This window comes from Methylobacterium sp. B1, assembly GCF_000333255.1.
Lineage (GTDB): Bacteria > Pseudomonadota > Alphaproteobacteria > Rhizobiales > Beijerinckiaceae > Methylobacterium > Methylobacterium fujisawaense.
In genome coordinates this window covers 1-17830 of the sequence record NZ_BACT01000224.1, presented here as the reverse complement: position 1 = coordinate 17830, position 17830 = coordinate 1, and the positions used below count along the sequence as shown (strand labels likewise).

At 72.9% G+C, this 17830-nt stretch carries 12 protein-coding genes and 2 pseudogenes; 11 read left to right on the top strand and 3 right to left on the bottom strand.

All coding sequences use genetic code 11. The annotated features are described in order from the left end of the window. From I53_RS06100 to I53_RS06085, 4 genes are all read left to right on the top strand, one after another. On the top strand, positions 1-1420 hold a 1420-nt coding region (locus I53_RS06100), incomplete at its 5' end, for a methylmalonyl-CoA mutase family protein (protein WP_251982238.1). Positions 1421-1530: 110 nt separating this feature from the next. After that, the gene (locus I53_RS06095) at positions 1531-3216 is read left to right on the top strand and encodes a methyl-accepting chemotaxis protein (protein ID WP_043347864.1); all 1686 of its coding nucleotides are present in this window, start codon (positions 1531-1533) and stop codon (positions 3214-3216) included. An 81-nt stretch (positions 3217-3297) separates the two neighbouring features. Then, the gene (locus I53_RS06090; RefSeq protein WP_043347861.1) at positions 3298-4335 is read left to right on the top strand and encodes a glycosyl transferase; all 1038 of its coding nucleotides are present in this window, start codon (positions 3298-3300) and stop codon (positions 4333-4335) included. Next, entirely contained in the window at positions 4332-5267 is a 936-nt protein-coding gene (locus I53_RS06085; protein WP_043347858.1) for an NAD-dependent epimerase/dehydratase family protein, read from the top strand. The genes I53_RS06090 and I53_RS06085 overlap by 4 nt, the downstream gene beginning before the upstream one ends. A 15-nt stretch (positions 5268-5282) precedes the next feature. Here I53_RS06085 and I53_RS06080 read toward each other — a convergent pair whose 3' ends face one another. Next, positions 5283-6206 (bottom strand): class I fructose-bisphosphate aldolase, encoded by a 924-nt coding sequence (locus I53_RS06080; RefSeq protein ID WP_043347856.1) that lies wholly within the window; start codon positions 6204-6206, stop codon positions 5283-5285. Between the two features lie 227 nt (positions 6207-6433). Between I53_RS06080 and I53_RS06075 the strand changes: the two genes are divergently transcribed. Further along, complete coding sequence (locus I53_RS06075; RefSeq protein ID WP_043347854.1) at positions 6434-6958, top strand: histidine phosphatase family protein; 525 nt, start codon at positions 6434-6436, stop codon at positions 6956-6958. 4 nt (positions 6959-6962) lie between these two features. Here I53_RS06075 and I53_RS06070 read toward each other — a convergent pair whose 3' ends face one another. After that, positions 6963-7997 carry an alpha/beta fold hydrolase gene (locus I53_RS06070; RefSeq protein ID WP_051044692.1) on the bottom strand — a complete coding sequence of 345 codons (1035 nt, stop codon included), beginning with the start codon at positions 7995-7997 and terminating at the stop codon, positions 6963-6965. 205 nt (positions 7998-8202) lie between these two features. On the opposite strand from I53_RS06070, the gene I53_RS06065 reads away from it, so the two are divergent. After that, complete coding sequence (locus I53_RS06065; protein ID WP_043347852.1) at positions 8203-8685, top strand: Hsp20 family protein; 483 nt, start codon at positions 8203-8205, stop codon at positions 8683-8685. Positions 8686-8835: 150 nt separating this feature from the next. Further along, a complete protein-coding gene (locus I53_RS06060) occupies positions 8836-9834 on the top strand; it encodes a GNAT family N-acetyltransferase (protein WP_043347850.1) in 999 nt (332 codons plus the stop codon). Between the two features lie 188 nt (positions 9835-10022). On the opposite strand, the gene I53_RS06055 is transcribed toward I53_RS06060, so the two are convergent. Continuing rightward, positions 10023-10472: a DNA-directed RNA polymerase sigma-70 factor gene (locus tag I53_RS06055; protein ID WP_043347847.1), complete on the bottom strand. Its 450-nt coding sequence runs from the start codon at positions 10470-10472 to the stop codon at positions 10023-10025. Positions 10473-10749: 277 nt separating this feature from the next. Here I53_RS06055 and I53_RS06050 point away from each other — a divergent pair. The 4 genes and pseudogenes from I53_RS06050 to I53_RS06035 form a co-directional block, all read left to right on the top strand. Then, a pseudogene (locus I53_RS06050) lies at positions 10750-11153 on the top strand (Kdo hydroxylase family protein); the annotation flags it as partial. A gap of 17 nt (positions 11154-11170) precedes the next feature. Continuing rightward, positions 11171-11470, top strand: coding sequence for an antibiotic biosynthesis monooxygenase (locus tag I53_RS06045; RefSeq protein ID WP_043347845.1), 300 nt, complete (start codon positions 11171-11173; stop codon positions 11468-11470). Between the two features lie 146 nt (positions 11471-11616). Next, positions 11617-16905, top strand: coding sequence for an alpha-2-macroglobulin (locus tag I53_RS06040; RefSeq protein WP_043347843.1), 5289 nt, complete (start codon positions 11617-11619; stop codon positions 16903-16905). Between the two features lie 279 nt (positions 16906-17184). Next, positions 17185-17830, top strand: a pseudogene (locus I53_RS06035) (mechanosensitive ion channel family protein); the annotation flags it as partial.

Below are 17830 nucleotides of genomic sequence, written 5' to 3'. Positions count from 1 at the left end.
TGACGAGAAGCCTGTCGGCTTTGAGGCCGAATTCCTTCGTGATCAGGGTCCAGGCCAGCTCGATCGCCCGGTCCTTGAAGTAGTCGCCAAAAAGATGCGGGCGTTCTCGGAACTCTGGGACGAGATCGCCCAGGAGCGCTACGGCATCGACGACCCGAAGAAGCGCATCTTCCGCTACGGCGTACAGGTGAACTCCCTCGGGCTCACCGAGCAGCAGCCGGAGAACAACGTCCACCGCATCCTCATCGAGATGCTGGCGGTGACGCTCTCCAAGCGCGCCCGCGCCCGCGCGGTGCAGCTGCCGGCCTGGAACGAGGCCCTCGGCCTGCCGCGCCCCTGGGACCAGCAATGGTCCATGCGGATGCAGCAGATCCTGGCCTTCGAGACCGACCTGCTGGAATACGACGACATCTTCGACGGCAGCCACGTGATCGAGGCCAAGGTCGAGGCGCTGAAGGCGCAGACCCGGGCCGAGCTGGAGCGGATCGGCGGCATCGGCGGCGCCGTCGCCGCGGTGGAAACCGGGGCGCTCAAGCGCGCGCTGGTCGAATCGAACGCCCGGCGGATCTCGGCCATCGAGGCCGGCGAGCAGATCGTGGTCGGCGTCAACAAGTGGCAGCAGGGCGAGCCCTCGCCGCTCACCGCCGGGGAGGGGGCGATCTTCTCCGTCTCCGAGACCGTGGAGATGGAGGCCCAGACCCGCATCCGCGAATGGCGCGGTCGCCGCGACGCGAACGCGGTCGGTCAGGCCCTCGACGCCCTGGAGCAGGCGGCGCGCTCCGGCGCCAACATCATGCCCCCCTCCATCGAGGCCGCGAAGGCCGGCGTGACCACCGGCGAATGGGGCGCGCGCCTGCGGGACGTCTTCGGCGAGTACCGGGCGCCCACCGGCGTCACCCTCGAGACGGTGTCCAGCGGCGCGGCCGAGGACGCCAAGCTCCTGATCGCCGATCTCGGCGAGCGCCTCGGCGAGACGCCCAAGCTCGTCGTCGGCAAGCCCGGCCTCGACGGGCACTCCAACGGCGCCGAGCAGATCGCGCTCCGCGCCCGGGATGTCGGCTTCGACGTCACCTATGACGGCATCCGCCAGACACCGGCCGAGATCGTCGCGAAGGCCAAGGAGACCGGTGCCCACGTGGTCGGCCTGTCGATCCTGTCGGGCTCCCACGTGCCGCTGGTGCGGGAGGTCCGTGCCAAGATGCGCGAGGCAGGGCTCGACCACATCCCGGTGGTGGTCGGCGGCATCATCTCGCCCGAGGACGAGCTGGTTCTCAAGAACATGGGCGTCCGCGCCGTCTACACGCCCAAGGACTACGCCATCGACCAGATCATGGTCGGGCTCGCAAAGGTCGTGGAGAAGGGTCTGGAGCGCCGGGACGGCCCATCGGACCAGCCGCGCGCGGAGGCACAAGTCTACTGAGACGTGGCGGCATTAAAGTTGAATCGATAGCTGCCATATCTCAAACAAGTTTAACCGTTTCCGCATCATGATGTCCTCGGTCCCCCTTTCGGGACCGAGGAAGAAGCGACATGCGCCCTAGCATCTCGATCGCGGCCAAGCTCGGATTCTGCCTCGCCGCACTGGCTGTCCTGATCGCCGCGACGAGCGGCCTCTCCCTGACGGAACTGCGCAGCGTCAACGCCACCGCGGCGGAACTCCGCGACGTGCGCGTGCCGGCGACCGACGCGCTCGGCCGGATCGGCGTCATCATCATGCGGCAGCGGGTCAACGGCGGGCGGTTGATCACCGCCGACACGCCGGAGTTGCGGACCGAGGTCGCGGCCACGATCGCCAAACGCGACGGACAGCTCGCCGCGCAGTTCGCCCGCTACGAGGCGCAGCCGCTCACGCAGGCTGAGCGCGACGCCTACGCGGCCCTCCGGCGCCAGCTGGACGCCTACAGGGCGTTGCAGACGGAAGCCCTGGACAAGGCTGCCTCCGGCGACGTCGCCGGAGGCCAGCGGATCTACAACACCACGATGTCGACCGGCATCAATGGGGTTCTGGCCGAATGGGACCGGCTGGTCGACCTGAACGCCGCCGGCTCGCAGGCGAGCGGCGCGCGGATCGAGGCGACCTACGCGGCCGCCAACCGGAACATGCTGGTGCTCGCCGCGCTCGCGCTGTTCGTCGCGCTGGGCGCCATGGTGCTGGTGCTGCGCGGCGTCAGCCGGCCGCTGCGGGCGATCGCGGCGGCGACCCAGCGCCTCGCCGCGGGCGACGCGGAAGTGGGGATCCCGGGCCGGGGCCGGCGGGACGAGATCGGAGCCCTGGCCGGCTCCGTGCTGGTGTTCCGCGACAACCTCGTCCGCTCGCGCGCCCTGGAGGCGGAGACGGCGCTGGCCCGCGCGGATGCCGAGACGCAGCGCCGGACCGCGACCCGTGCCATGGCCGACGCCTTCGAGCAGGCGGTGGGCGGCATCGTCGGCGGCGTGTCGGCGGCGGCCACCGAGCTGGAGGCCACCGCCCGGTCGCTGACCGGTAGCGCGTCGGATGCCGCCGGGCAGTCCGGCACCGTCGCGGCCGCCGCCAGCGAGGCCGCCGCCAACGTCAACACCGTCGCGGCGGCCGCCGAGGAACTGGGCTCGTCCGTGCAGGAGATCGGCCGTCAGGTCAGCGGCTCGGCGGAACTGGCGCGGGTCGCCGTCGCGGAGGCGACCAGCACGGTGGCGCTGGTGCACGATCTCAGCGCCGCGGCCGCGAAGGTCGGCGATGTGGTGGCGCTGATCTCCGGGATCGCCGCCCAGACCAACCTTCTGGCGCTCAACGCCACGATCGAGGCCGCCCGGGCCGGCACCGCCGGACGCGGCTTCGCGGTGGTGGCGTCCGAGGTGAAGGCGCTCGCCGAACAGACCGCCCGGGCCACCGAGGAGATCACCGGCCAGATCGGGCGGATCCAGTCCTCCACCGGGCAGGCCGCGTCGGCGATCGACGGGATCGGCCGACGGATCCGCGAGATCGACGACGTGGCCTCGAGCATCGCGGCAGCCGTGGAGCAGCAGGGTGCGGCCACCCAGGAGATCGTCCGCAACGTCGCCGAGGCCGCGGTCGGCACCGGCGCGGTGACCGGGACGATCGCGAGCCTTGCCTACTCCGCCGAAGAGACCGGTGCGGCCGCCGCCCAGGTTCTCGGGGCCGCAAGCGAGATGTCGCGTCAGTCTGAGCATCTAGGGGCCGAGGTCGCGCGCTTCCTCGCCACGGTGCGGGCGGCCTAGGGCGCCCCCTGACGGTCGGGCGGCAGATCGCGTAGGACGGCGCCATTGCCGTCCGAAATGCCGTCCGAGATACCGTCCGCGATGCCGTCCGCCCTGCCCACGATCCTGCTGCTGGCGGTGCCCCTCGCCGCCGCCCTCTCGGCGGGCCTGATCCTGCGCCTGCGCCCGCTGCTGCAGCGCTACGCCCTGGCCCGGCCGAATGCCCGCTCGAGCCACACCGTGCCGACCCCGCAGGGGGGCGGAATCGCCGTGGTCACGGCGTTCGTCACGATCTCGGGCCTGCTGATCGCGGCGCCGGAGATCGGAGGCCGTCCGGACTGGATCTGGCTTTCCGGCTGCGCCCTGGCCCTGGCGCTCCTCGGTGCGGTGGACGACATCCGGCCGCTCCCGGCCGCGCTGCGGCTCGCCGTGCAGGCTCTGGTGGTCGGCCTGCTGGTCTGGCACGTGGACGGGCGCTTGCTGCCCGGTCTGCCGCTCTGGCTGGAGCGCGGCCTCGCGCTGCTGGCGGGCCTGTGGTTCGTCAACCTGACGAACTTCATGGACGGGCTCGACTGGATGACGGTGGCGGAGATCGTCCCGGTGGCGGGCGCGCTCCTACTGTTCGGCCTCGCCGGGCGCCTGCCGCCGCTGCCGACGCTGGTTGCGGCGAGCCTCCTGGGGGCGGTGCTCGGCTTCGCGCCGTTCAACCGGCCGGTCGCAAAGCTCTTCCTCGGGGATGTCGGCTCGCTGCCGATCGGGCTCGTCACCGCCTGGCTGCTGTGCCAGCTGGCCCTGGCGGGCGGCCTCGCCGCGGCCCTGCTGCTGCCGCTCGTCTATCTCGCCGATGCCAGCCTGACCCTCGGCGCCCGGGCGGCGCGGGGCGAGCGGGTCTGGGAAGCCCATCGCGGTCACCATTACCAGCGGGCCACCGTCAACGGGCTCAGCGTCCCCGGCGTGGTGGGCCGGGTGTTTGCGGCCAATCTCGCCCTGGCGGCGCTCGCCGCCGCGACCTTGCTTTGGCCGTCCTGGCCGGTCACGCTCGCCGCCCTGGCAGCCGGGCTCGCCCTGGTCGCCGCCCTGCTCCGCCGCTTCGCCCGCGCCCCGGCGCCGGCCCCAGCCGAAGGTGCCGCTCAGCCGTGACCGGACTCATCGCGCTCACCGGGGCGACCGGCTTCATCGGCCGCCATCTGCTCGCCGACCTCACCGCGCGCGGCTACCGGGTCCGCGTGCTGCTGCGCCGGCCGACGAGCGTGCCGGAGGGCGCCGCGAGCGCGGTGGTCGGCGACCTGACGCGCCCGATCAACATGGCGGCGGCCCTCAGCGGCGTCGACGCGGTGGTGCACTCGGCGGGCCTCGCCCACGCCAACCTCGGCCCGACGCCGTCGGGCGCCCCGGAGGACGATTACCGGACGCTCAACACCGAGGCGACGCGCAAGCTCGCGGAGGCGGCGGCGCGCGCGAAGGTGCGCCGCTTCGTGTTCCTGTCCTCGATCCGCGCCCAGGTCGGGGCGAGCGCACCGGGCGTGGTCGGGGAGGGCGATCCGCCCCGGCCCACCGACGCCTACGGCCGCTCCAAGCTGGAGGCCGAGCGGGCGCTCGCCGAGACCGGGCTGGACTGGGTCGCCCTGCGCCCGGTCCTCGTCTACGGGGCGGGCGTGAAGGGCAACATGGCCGCCCTGCTGCGGCTGGCGCGCAGCCCCTATCCGCTGCCGCTGGGCGGCCTCGCGGCGCGGCGCTCGCTGATCTCCCTGGAGAGCCTGTCGGGCGCCGTGGACGCGGCGCTGGCGGCGCCCGGCCCGCTGAACCGCGCCCTCATCGCCGCCGACCCGGATCCGCTCAGCCTGCCCGAGATGATCGCGTCCCTCCGCCAGGGCCTCGGCCGCGGCCCGGGCCTCGTCCCGGTGCCGGCCGGGCTCATCAAGCTGGCCTGCCGGCTGACCGGCCGGGACGCGCAGTTCGCCCGCGTCGCCGAGGGGCTCGTCGCCCGCGCCGACGGCCTCGCGGCCCTCGGCTGGAGGCCGGCCGGGCCGACCCGCGACGGACTCGCCCGGCTGGCCCGCGACGGCGGCTGACGGCGCGGGCCAAGCTCAGACGCCCGCGTAGATGTCGGTGATCGTGCCGAGCAGCGACAGGGCGTCCGCCTTCGAGCGCTGGAAGGCGTTGCGGCCCACGATCGATCCGAAGCCGCCGCCCGCCTGGATGGCGCGGATCTCGTCGAGGAAGGGGCCCTCCTCGGCGTGGGCACCGCCGGAGAAGATCACGATCCGCCGGCCGTTGAAGGCGCATTGCACCACGTGGCGGACGCGCTCGGCCACGGTGCCGATCGGGATGCCGGTGGCTTCGTAGACCTTCTTGGCCGCCGGCTGCTCGATATGGGCGGTGGGCAGCTTCACCTTGATGATGTGCGCGCCGAGCTGCGCGGCGATCTGCGCCGCGTAGCCGATGACGTCGATGGCGGTCTCGCCCGCCTTCGACAGGGCCGAGCCGCGGGCGTAGGACCAGATCACCACGGCGAGCCCGACGCTCTTGGCCTCTTCGGCGATCGCCCGAATCTGACCGTACATGGCGTTGCGGTGGGCGGAGCCCGGATAGATCGTGAAGCCGACGGCGCAGGCGCCGAGCCGCAGGGCGTCCGCCACCGAGCCGGTGATCGCCTGCTCGGGATCGTCCTCGTCGGCCAGGAGGTCGTGGTCATTGAGCTTGAGGATCAAGGGGATGCGCCCCGCATAGTCCCGCGCCCCCGCCTCCAGGAAGCCGAGCGGCGCCGCGTAGGCGTTGCACCCCGCCGCCAGGGCCAACTCGAAATAGTACAGCGGGTCGTAGGCTGGCGGATTCGGGCCGAAGCTGCGGGCGGGGCCGTGCTCGAAACCCTGGTCCACCGGCAGGATCAGCATCTTGCCGGTGCCGCCGAGCTTTCCGTGCTCCAGCATCCGGGCGAGGTTGGCGAGCGTCCCGGGGCTGTCGGCCCCGTACCACGACAGGATCTCGGTGACGCGGTGGGATCGGTCCATCGGGCAGACTCCTGGTCGGGCAGACTCCTGGTCGGAGACCGTCGCGCCGCATGCCGTGCCACGCCGTACCATGCCGTGCGCGGACGGCCCGCCTTCGGAACGGGGCGGGGAAAACCGAGGTTCCCGCACGCGGCGCTTTCGGCTAACCGGATGGGGAGATGGGCGCCAGGAATCCGGTGGCTCAAAGCCCCGGGATCGGCCCAGAGATTCGCATCAGAGGTTCGCTCATGCGCAGGCTGATCCTGTTGCGGCACGCGAAGTCCGACCGTCCGCCGGGCGTGGCGGACCACGAGCGCCCGCTCAATGCCCGCGGCCGGCGGGCGGCCCCGGCGGTGGGCGCCCACCTCGCGCGGGAAGGCCTCTGCCCGGATCTCGCCCTGGTCTCGACCGCTGCACGGACGCGCGAGACCTGGGAGGCGATGGCGGCCACGCTCGGCAATCCCGAGACGCGCTGGCGGCCAGAGATCTACGAGGCGCCGGCGCAGCGGATTCTCGCGGTGATCCGGGAGGCGCCCGACACCGCCGGCACGGTGATCGTCGTCGGCCACAATCCGGGACTCGGCGACCTCGCGGCGGGGCTGGCGGGGGCGGGGCCGCGGGCGGCGCGGGACCGCCTCGCCCTGGAATTCCCGACCGCGGCCTACGCGGTGATCGACTTCGCGGGCGACCTCTGGGCCGAGGTCGCGCCGGGCCGGGGACGCCTGGAGCGGTTCGTGCGCCCGCGGGACATCGACCCGGATCTGGCCGGCTGACGCCTCAGGCGACCGGCACCGCGACGGCGTGCGCCTCGACCTCGGCGTGGCTCGGCAGGGGCGAGCCCGGCACGAAGGCCTCGAAGGCCGCCCAGAAATCCTGCCGGATCGCGTCCCGCTCGGTGAGGATCTCGTGCCGGGAATCCGGCAGGACCAGGATATGGCCGGCCTTCAGCCGGGCCGCGAAGCGCTCGGTGTCCGGCGTGCCGCAAACCGGGTCGGCCCCCGCCGCGACGATCAGGGTCGGCAGCGTGATCCGCGGCGCCGCCCGCGGGTCGCGCAGGCGCGCCATCGCGCGGAACGCCTCGGCGAGCCACGCGATCGTCGGATCGCCGACCGCGCCGGCGCCGACCTCCCGGGCCGCCGCGGCATTGCGGGCGTAGCGGACCGGATCCCGCGACAGCCTGTTGCCGGCGAAGGGGTTGGTGGCGATCGAGACCGGCTTGCCGAGCGGGATGTACCGGCTCCCGAGGCCCAGACGGTGTAGGCCCTGCGACAGCAGCGCGGCGCCGGCCGGCCAGCGGATCATCCGGATCGACAGCATCGGGGCCACGGTCACCAGCCGCCGGAACGGCAGCCAGCCGTCCAGGGCGCCCAGGAGAGCGACGCATCCGCCCATGGAATGCGCGAGGCCGACATGGGGCTCGGGCATCAGGGGCACCAGGACGGTCTCGGCCACGGCCCGCAGGTCGAGGCGGTAATCGTCGAACCGGGCGACGTGGCCCTTGTGGGGATTGTCCACCCGCCGGTCCGATTCGCCCTGGCCGCGCCAGTCGAAGGCGACGACCGCGAAGCCCCGCGCCCGCAGCTCGTGGATCGTCTCGTAGTACTTCTCGATGAACTCGGCCCGGCCCTGGAGCAGGCAGACCGTACCCCGGCAGGTGCGCGCCGTCGTCTGCCAGTAGGCCGCCCGCAGGGTGCAATCGTCGCGCGTGCCGACCGCGATCAGCGTGCCGCCCGGCGGGACCGGATTGTCGGGCGTGCTGCGCAGGGTCAGGAGCGGCGGCTCGCGCCCGGTACCACCGTCGAAGCGTCTCACTGGCCTCACCTCAGCGCGTCCGTGCACCGCCCGCTGCACCCGCGGACCGTAGCGAAAAAATTGCGATTCCTGCCATCGCCCGGGGTCTTGAAGGGCGATTTTCCCCCTCCGATATCTCGTCTGTGCCGGCCGTCAGGCGGCACGAAAGACGGGTCCGGCCCATCGGGCGGACCGGAATTGCATGTTGCTCACACGAGGATATGTCATGCGTCAGTTCGATCTCGCTCCCCTGTACCGTTCCACCGTCGGCTTCGACCGCCTGTTCTCCGCCCTCGACCAGTTCGCGAGCGCCGAGGCGGCCCCGACCTATCCGCCCTACAACATCGAGCGGACCGGCGAGAACGCCTACCGCATCACCGTCGCGGTCGCCGGCTTCACCGAGTCCGACCTGTCGATCGAGGTGCGGGAGAACGCCCTCACGCTGAAGGGCGAGCGCAAGGCCGAGGGCAAGGCGGAGTTCCTGCACCAGGGCATCGCGGCCCGCGCCTTCGAGCGCCGGTTCCAGCTCGCCGACCACGTCCAGGTGACGGGTGCGGCGCTCGAGAACGGCCTCCTCCACATCGACCTCGTCCGCGAGGTTCCGGAGGCGAAGAAGCCCCGCCGCATCGAGATCGCCACGGCGGCGCGCCCGAGCGCTCCGGTGATCGAGGGCGATGTCCGCAAGGACGCGGTCCCGCAGGCCGCCTGATCCCGCGCCCGCGCGGAACCGTCAGGTTGATGGAGCGCCCCGGCCCCGGCCGGGGCGCTTTCTTGCGTGGGCTGTCATAATGGCGTGTGCCCTTCGTGCTCTGTGTCGGATTCGACGGTGCACGGACGCGCACCCGGAGTGAACCCGACCATGGTCGCCAATCTCGCCCGCGGAGCCTACAGCGCGCTCGGAGCCGGCTGGCACAAGGGCGTGCAATGGGGGGTCGGCGCGCCGATCGCGAAGCTGCGCCGCCGGTCGATGCCGCTCCCGGGCGTCGAGGGGGCGAACGGAATCGCCGATCTCCTCTCGGCCGAGCGGGCGATCCGCCTGCCGGAGCCGTTCGAGGGGCGCAGCCTCGGCCGCATCGGCAGCCTGGAGGTGCGGCTGGCGACGCGGAAATCCGAGATCCGGCGGGCGCAGCGGCTGCGCTACAAGGTCTTCTACGAGGAGATGTCGGCGGTGCCCTCCGGGCTCGCCGCCCTGTCCCGGCGCGACGTCGACAGCTACGACGCGGTCTGCGATCACCTCCTCGTCCTCGACCATGCCGCCCCGAAGCGGAAGAAGCCCTTCGTCGAGCCGCGTCCGAAAGTCGTCGGCACCTACCGGTTGCTGCGCGGCGCGGTGGCCGAGCGGCATACCGGCTTCTATTCCGAGAGCGAGTACGACCTCGCACCGCTGCTGGCCGCCCAGGGGCATCGGCGGCTCCTGGAACTCGGCCGTTCCTGCGTGCTCAAGCCGTACCGGAGCAAGCGCACCGTCGAGCTGCTCTGGCAGGGGATCTACGCCTACGTCCTGCACCATAAGATCGACGCGCTGATCGGCTGCGCCAGCCTGGAGGGCACCGATCCGGACCGGCTGGCCCTGCCGCTCGCCTTCCTGCACCACCATGCCCGCGCGCCGGAGGGCTGGCGAGCCCGGGCACTGCCGAAGCGTGCCGTGGCGATGGACCGGATGCCGAAGGAGGCCGTGGACACAAAGGCCGCGCTTCACGCCCTGCCGCCGCTGATCAAGGGCTACCTGCGCCTCGGCGCGACCTTCGGCGACGGCGCGGTGATCGACCACCAGTTCGGTACGACGGACGTGTTCGTGACGCTGCCGGTGGAGGTGATCGGCGCGCGCTACCGGGGCCATTTCGCGCCGGCCGGGTGAGGGGCCGGCGCGGCCCGAGGCCGTCATCCAGCCATCCCTCCTCATCCTGAGGTGCGGACGCGCAGCGGCCGCCTCGAAGGAGAGGTCCAGCCAGCCGCGCGATCCCTGGAGCCCGCCTTCGGGTCCGCGTCGCGGTCACCTCAGGGTGAGGGGAGTTGTCGGGAGCAACGAACCCTTCGGCCCCGTCCCTACAGATCCCCCAGCGCCAGCTGACCCTGGTTGCGCGCCTTCGGCGGCGCGGCCTTACGCTCCTTGGCCCGTGCGGAGGCGGCGCGGGCAACGGGCGGCTTCTTGGGCTTCGGGTCGCCGCGCATCCGGGCGACCGCCTTGTCGCGGGCCACGGCCTCCGGGGCCGTGGGATCGTCGGTCAGCCACTTGCCGCGCTTGATCACCTCGTTCACGCGGCCCTGGTTGACCCCGACCTTGAAGGCGATCTCCTGCTGGGTCATGCCGGTCGTGGCGTGCAGGTCGAGGATCGCCCGGGCGAGCTCCGGGGTCATCTTCTGACCCGTCAGGCGCCGGGCGGGCTTCACCGTGCGGGTCGCGCGGTCGCGCTCGCGCAGGCGCTCCAGAAGCGCCAACGCCATGTTCATGCCGTGCTCGCGCAGGGCCTCTTCGAATTCCTTCAACGTCGCCATCGGCGCCAACCTCCGCCGGGCTCTCGGGCCGGTTACTCGCGGGGGAACGTGCCGGGAACGAAGCGGTTGCGCAAGCCGAGGGGCGAGGGGGGCCGCACCGTGTCGGTGGACGGCGGGTGTCATCCACCGGAAATGCGCGGCCCTGGCCTCCCCCGGCGGCTCGGCGCCAGGGGCCGGGGGTCAGGACGGCCGTCAGTCCGCCGACGATGATCACCCCGATCCCGCAGATCGCCTCCGGCGAGGCGCCCGGCTTCCTCGTCCGGGCGCTGGAGGCGGGGCGACGGGCGAGCCGCGGCGCTGGCGGATCGGCGAGGATTTCAGGTCGATGGCGGAGGGGTTTATGCCGCGGCTGCCACGGGCTACGCGACGCTCTCGGCGCGGCTGCTCGCGGCCCTGCGCGTCACCAAGGCCCAGCGCTCGGAATACGACCACCTGATCCGGCACCTGCACGACGCACTGAAGCGGGACGAGACCTCTCAGGCCGAGTCGCCCCAGGCCGACGTGGACTTCCAACCCGGCGAGACCTGGGGCACTTTCTCGGACCTCGTGATGCACGAGGCCATGGGCGGCCGTTCCATGCTGGAGCAGACCGTCTATCTGCCGGTCTCGGCGCAGGCCGCCCCCTCTTCAAGCCCGCATCGCATCCTGGCGGCCAAGCTCGGCCGCGCCCTCCGCACCTGAGACAAGGACATCAGACCATGATCCTCGAGATCGCGCAGATCGAGATCAAGCCCGGCATGGAAGCCGAGTTCGAGGCAGGCATCACCGAAGCCTCGGCGATCTTCAAGGCGGCCAAGGGCTGCCGGGCCTTCGAGGTGCGGCGCTCCGTCGAGCATCCGCAGCGCTACCGGCTGCTGATCCACTGGGACACGCTGGAGGCCCACACCAAGGACTTCACCGGCTCGCAGCCCTGGCAGGAGTATCGCGCCCTGGTCTCCCACTGCTTCGCCGGACCGGTGGCGGTCGAGCATACCGAGCAGGTTCTGAAGGCGTTCTGAGCGCCGCCGCGCTGCGCCCCGGACGGCGCCCGCCAGAGGGGCGACGCGTTGCGGCGCGCGCCTCCGGTGCTAGGCTCCCGCATGAGCGAACCCGAAGCGAATCATCGGGGACGCGGCAGGCGGGAACCAGGCTGGGGAACAGGCTGATGGCGCGGCTCGGACAGCTCGCGGGTGCCCTGGCGCTCCTCGGATGGATCGCGGGGCCGGCCCTCGCCCAGACCGCGCCGGCGGCCCGCACGACCGCACGGCCGGTGTCGGCCGCATCGGCGTCGTTCGCGAAGAGCTTCGTCCGGGCGGACCTCGCCAGCGCGGCGGTCCGCCTGGAGACCGCGCTGAAGGCGGAAGCCGGCGGACCGCTGCGGCCGGCCGGCCAGTCCCGCGCCGCCGGGCTGGCCCTGCTCACCGCCGACAAGCCGGACGAGGCGGTGGCGCCGCTCGCCGCCGCGGTGGCGGCCGACCCGGCCGACGCGCGCAACTGGCAGGCCTATGCCCGCGGGGCCGCGGCGGCCCTGGGCGCGCTCGAGGACAACGACTATCAGGGCCGGTCGCGCCTGCGCGGTCGGGTGACGGCCGCCGCCTACCGCGCCTACGAGCGCGCCGGCACGGCCGCCGACGCCGCGGCGTCGCTGGCGGCCCTGGGGGCGGCAGAGGCCGAGCAGGAATCCTGGCGCCCGGCGCTGGACGCCTACGCGGCGAGCCTCGCCCTGGCCGAGACCGGTTCGGTCCGGGAGACCTACGAGACCCTGCGCGCGCAGCACGGCTTCCGCATCCTCGACTACAAGGTCGATTCCGACGCGGCCGCCCCGCGGGCCTGCTTCACCTTCTCGGAGGCGATCAAGCCCAAGACCGACTACGCCCCCTTCGTCGCCGTCTCGGGTAGCAGCGCGGCCGCGGTGACCGGGGAGGGCTCCCAGGTCTGCGTCGACGGGCTCAAGCACGGCGGCCGCTACGCCATCGTGGTCCGCCCCGGCCTGCCGTCGGCCGTCGGCGAGAGCCTGCTCAAGGCCGCCGATTACGAGATCTACGTCCGCGACCGCGCCCCGCAGGTGCGCTTCACCGGGCGCAACTACGTCCTGCCGCGCACGGGGCAGGCGGGCGTGCCCCTGGTCTCGGTGAACGCGCCGAAGCTCGACGTCGAGGTGCTGCGCATCGGCGACCGCAGCCTGCTGCCGACCCTGCGGTCGGAGGACTTCCTGGGCCAGCTCAGCGGATCCACCGCCCGGACGATCGCCTCCGAGAAGGGCCAGCGCGTCTGGAAGGGCACCCTCGACACCGCCAAGGCCGAGATCAATCAGGAGGCCGTCACCGCCTTCCCGGTGCTGCAGGCCGTGGGCAAGCTGGAGCCCGGCCTCTACGTGATGCTGGCCCGCCCCTCGGGCACGGCCGCCTCCGACGAGGAATACGATACGCAGGCGACCCAGTGGTTCGTGGTCTCCGACCTGGGACTCACCGCCACCAAGGGCCGGGACGGGGTCACCGTGGTCCTGCGCTCGCTGGCCTCCGCGCAGGTGATGGCGGGCGCCGAGATCCGGCTGATCGCCCGCAACAACGAGGTGCTGGGCACGCGGACCACGGATTCGCAGGGGCATGTCGCCTTCGATCCGGGTCTCGCCCGCGGGGAGGGCGGCCTGGCGCCGAGCCTCGTGGTCGCCCAGGCGGGCGGCGATTACGGCTTCCTCGACCTCAACCTCGGCGCCTTCGACCTCACCGACCGCGGCGTGAAGGGGCGGCCCGAGACCGGCGGCCTCGACGCCTACCTGTTCCCGGAGCGCGGGGTCTACCGGACGGGGGAGACCGTCCAGCTCACCGCCCTGCTGCGCGATCCCCGCGGCTCCGCCGTGCCGGACCTGCCGCTGACCCTGGTGGTCAAGCGGCCGGACGGCGTCGAGTACCGGCGCGTCTCGGTGCCCGACCAGGGGCTCGGCGGCCGCGCCCTGCCGCTGCCGCTCCTGTCGGGGGCGATGCACGGGACGTGGCGGGTCTCGGCCTACACGGACCCGAAGGCGCCCGCGATCGGCGAGACCAGCTTCCTCGTGGAGGATTACGTCCCCGAGCGGCTGGAGGTGACCCTCAAGGCCCGGCAGGCGGCCCTGAACCGGGGCGAGGCCGCGCAGGTCGACGTCGCCGCCCGCTACCTCTACGGCGCCCCGGGGGCGGACCTCGACGTGTCGGGCAGCGTGACCGTGCAGGCGGCCGCCACCAGCGGCATCAAGGGGCTCGAGGCCTACGCCATCGGTCTCGACGACGAGGCCGTGGAGCCGGCGACGCAGGAACTGCAGGACCACGCCACCACGAACGCGCAGGGCGGCGCCACCGTCACGGTGCCGGTGCCCCAGGTCGCGGCGCCACGGGCTCTGGAGGCGAAGATCACGCTGGCGGTCGGCGAGCCCGGCGGCCGGGCCCTGTCGCGCAGCCTGACCCTGCCGATCCTCCCGGCCGGCCCGGTCCTCGCCCTGCGCAAGGGCTTCACCGACCTGAAGGAGGGCGGGGTCGCGGGCTTCGACGTGGTGTTCGCGCGGCCCGACGGGGCGCTCCTCTCCCGGCCGGGCGTGAGCTGGACCCTGTCGCGGATCGATTCCTCCTACCAGTGGTACCGGGCGGACGGGCGCTGGTCGTTCGAGGCGGTCAAGTCCGCCCGGCGCGTCGCCAGCGGCACCGTCGACCTCACGGCCGCCGGTCCGAGCCGGATCGAGGCGCCGGTCGGCCTCGGCCGCTACCGTCTCGAGGTCTCGACCGCGGGTGCCCCCGAGGCGACCGCGAGCCTCGGCTTCGAGGTGGGCTGGGGCGGCTCCGAGACCGCGGAGGCGCCCGACCTCCTCGACCTGACCCTCGACAAGGCCGCCTACGCGGCCGGCGACACGCTGCGGGCCAAGCTCAGCCCGACGTTCAAGGGTCAAGCCAGCCTGATGGTCGTCAGCGACCGCGTGCACCAGACCCTGGAGGTCAGCGTGCCGGAGGGCGGCACCACGGTCAGCATCCCGGTGAAGGCCGAGTGGGGCGCCGGCGCCTACCTGGTGGCCACCGCCTACCGGCCCCTCGACCAGGCGGCCAAGCGCCTTCCGGGCCGGGCGCTGGGTCTGGCGTGGTTCTCGGTGGACCGGGAGCGGCGCAGCCTCGGGGTCGCCCTGAAGGCGCCGGAGCGGGCGCGCCCGCGCCAGGACCTGACCCTACCGGTCCAGCTCACGGGCCTGAAATCCGGCGCGCCGGCGCGGATCACCGTGGCCCTCGTCGATGTCGGCATCCTCAACCTGACCCGCTACGCGGCGCCGGATCCGACCCAGTACTTCCTCGGCCAGAAGGCGCTCGGGCCGGAGGTCCGCGATCTCTACGGTTACCTGATCGACGGCATGCAGGGCTCGGCCGGTGCGATCCGCTCCGGCGGCGACGCGGGCGGCGGCGAGCTCGCCGATTCCCCGCCGACCCAGGCGCCGCTGGCGCTCTATTCCGGCGTCGTGACCGTGGGGCCGGACGGCGCGGCCAGCGTCACCTTCCCGATCCCGGCCTTCAACGGCACCGGCCGCGTCATGGTCACCGCCTGGAGCGGCGACCGGGTCGGGCAGGCCCAGGCCGACGTGATCATCCGCGATCCGGTCGTGCTCAGCGCCACGCTACCGCGCTTCCTCGACACCGGCGACCGCTCGCGCCTGTTCGTGGCCCTCGACAACGTCGAGGGGCAGGGGGGCGAGTACACGGTCGACCTGAGCCCGACCGGACCGGTCGTGGTCGGCGCCAGCGCGCTGCGCCAGACGCTGCGGCTGGAGGCCGGCGCCAAGGGCCAGTTCGCGATCCCGCTCACGGCCGCAGGACCGGGCACGGCCCGCCTCGACCTCGCTTTGTCGGGGCCCGGGCTCTCGTCCACCCTGAACCAGAGCTTCGCCCTGGGGATCTCGCCGGGGACCGGCGCGCTGCTGCGCCGCTCGGTGCGCAGCCTCGCCCCCGGGGCGGGGCTGACGCTGACATCGGACCTCCTCGCCGACCTGCAGCCGGGGACCGGCAGCGTTTCGCTCTCGGCCACACCCCTGCCGGGGGTCGATGTGGCGGCGCTGCTCCGGGCGCTCGACCGCTACCCCTACGGCTGCTCCGAGCAGGTGGTGAGCCGGGCGATGCCGCTGCTCTACGTCAACAAGCTCGCGGCCCTGGAGAAGCTCGCCCTCGACAACGGCGCCGACGATCGGGTGCGCGAATCGATCGAGCGCCTGCTCGCCCGCCAAGATTCGAGCGGCGATTTCGGCCTCTGGTCGGCGCAGGGATCGAGCGACCTCTGGCTCGACGCCTACGTGACCGACTTCCTCACCCGCGCCCGCGAGCGCAACTTCGCGGTGCCGCAGAAGGCCTTCGCCCAGGCGTTGGACTACCTGCGCAACGCCGTGGCCAACGCCATCGAGGTGCGCAACGGCGGCGCCGACCTCGCCTACGCGGCCTACGTGCTTGCCCGGAACGGCCGGCCGGTGATGGGCGACCTGCGCTACCTCGCCGACACCAAGATCGGCGACTTCTCCTCCGCCCTCGGGCGGGCGCAACTCGCCGCCGCCCTGGCTCTGCTGGGCGACCGCGGACGGGCCGCCAAGACGATGGACTCGGCGCTCACCCTGCTGCGCGCCGACCGCGACAAGGGAGTCTATCGCGCCGATTACGGCTCCCGCCTGCGCGACGGGGCCGGGCTGATCACGCTCGCCGCCGAGAGCGGGCTGGCGCAGGGGGCGTTGGGCCCCGCCGCTTCCGTGCTCGGCGAGGAGCAGCAGGCCGAGCGCTCGACGAGCACGCAGGAGAATGCCTGGATGGTGCTCGCCGCCGAGAGCCTGTCGAACGAGGCAGGCGCCCTCTCGTTCACCGTGGACGGCGCCCCGCAGACCGGAATGCTGTCCCGGGTCTACCGGGAGGCGGCCCTGGCCGACCGGGGCGTTCAGCTCACCAATACCGGCCGCGCGCCTGTGCAGGTGGCCGTGACCGTCAACGGCAGCCCCCTGGTACCGGAGCCGGCGGCGCAGCAGGGCTACACGATCGAGCGCAGCTTCCGCCGCCTCGACGGCAGCACCGTCGACCCGGCGAGCGGCCTGCGCCAGAACGACCGGCTCGTGGTGGTGCTCAAGGTCACGGAGGCCAAGGCGGAGGCGGCGCGGCTCCTGCTGGTCGATCCGCTGCCGGCGGGGCTGGAGATCGACAATCCGAAGCTGCTGGACGCCGACGCACTCCAGGGGCTCGCCTTCGCCAAGTCGGACGTGCAGCCGGTCCACACCGAGTTCCGGGACGACCGGTTCGTGGCGGCCTACGACCGTGACCCGAGCCAATCGGCCTTCTTCACGGTGGCCTACACGGTGCGGGCGGTCTCCCCCGGGACCTACGTCCATCCGGGCGCCACCGTGGAGGACATGTACCGGCCCGCCCGGTTCGGCCGGACCGCCTCGGGCAGCGTGACGGTCGGGACGGCGAAGTAGGGCGAGCGGCGTTCGAGCACTGCGCTCCGGTCATCGCGAGCGCAGCGAAGCGACCCGGGGCAGCGCGCCATCGGTGCGCGTGGCGCTGCCCTGGATGGCTTCGCTGCGCTCGCAAGGACGTCGGTGCTGAAGCCCTCGTCCGGACCCGCCTCGGACGCGACGGCGCAACCCGCCGGGCCGGGCCGCTGCGTTGCAGCGGGCACATGGTGCGTCGCGGAACCCCCGTAATCGCCCGTCCATTCCCACAGGTCCCGTTCGGAACCCGTGGAGCGATGCCCGATGCCGGACCTCGACGCGCTCGCCGGCTCCGCAGCCCGCGCGCTGGCCTACCTGCCGTGGTGGGCCGAGAGCCTGATCCTCATCGTCGCCTGCTGCGCCGTGGTGATGCCCCTGCACGGGGTCGTCTACCGGGCGATGAAGCGGGCGGTCTCGGGCAAGAGCCTGTTCTGGCGCTCGCTGGTCTCGCGCACCCGCGGGCCGAGCCGCCTCGGCCTGATCGTGGTGGCGATCAGCCTCGCCTCGACCACGGTGCATCTGTCCTGGGAGGTGCGGATCGCCCTCAACCAGATCCTGCTGGTGGCCTTCGTGACGCTGACCGGCTGGTGCTGCGCCACCGCGCTCCACATCGCCACTGTCATCTACCTCCGACGGTTCAAGCTCGACGCCGAGGACAACCTGCTGGCGCGCAAGCACTTCACCCAGATGCGCATCCTGGAGCGGGCCGGCGTGACGCTGGTGGCGCTGATCACCCTCTCGGTGGCGCTGATGACCTTCGAGCCGGTGCGCCAGTACGGGGTCAGCCTGTTGGCCTCGGCGGGCGCGGCGGGCCTCGTCCTCGGGCTGGCCATGCAGCCGGTCCTGTCGAACCTCGTGGCCGGCATCCAGATCGCCATCACCCAGCCGATCCGGATCGGGACGCGATCAT

Excerpts from the sequence above, each read along its gene's own strand:
- I53_RS06095 (WP_043347864.1), top strand. The coding sequence starts at position 1,531 with ATGCGCCCTAGCATCTCGATCGCGGCCAAGCTCGGATTCTGCCTCGCC.
- I53_RS06090 (WP_043347861.1), top strand. The coding sequence starts at position 3,298 with ATGCCGTCCGCCCTGCCCACGATCCTGCTGCTGGCGGTGCCCCTCGCC.
- I53_RS06080 (WP_043347856.1), bottom strand. The coding sequence starts at position 6,206 with ATGGACCGATCCCACCGCGTCACCGAGATCCTGTCGTGGTACGGGGCC.
- I53_RS06075 (WP_043347854.1), top strand. The coding sequence starts at position 6,434 with ATGCGCAGGCTGATCCTGTTGCGGCACGCGAAGTCCGACCGTCCGCCG.
- I53_RS06065 (WP_043347852.1), top strand. The coding sequence starts at position 8,203 with ATGCGTCAGTTCGATCTCGCTCCCCTGTACCGTTCCACCGTCGGCTTC.
- I53_RS06060 (WP_043347850.1), top strand. The coding sequence starts at position 8,836 with ATGGTCGCCAATCTCGCCCGCGGAGCCTACAGCGCGCTCGGAGCCGGC.
- I53_RS06055 (WP_043347847.1), bottom strand. The coding sequence starts at position 10,472 with ATGGCGACGTTGAAGGAATTCGAAGAGGCCCTGCGCGAGCACGGCATG.
- I53_RS06045 (WP_043347845.1), top strand. The coding sequence starts at position 11,171 with ATGATCCTCGAGATCGCGCAGATCGAGATCAAGCCCGGCATGGAAGCC.
- I53_RS06040 (WP_043347843.1), top strand. The coding sequence starts at position 11,617 with ATGGCGCGGCTCGGACAGCTCGCGGGTGCCCTGGCGCTCCTCGGATGG.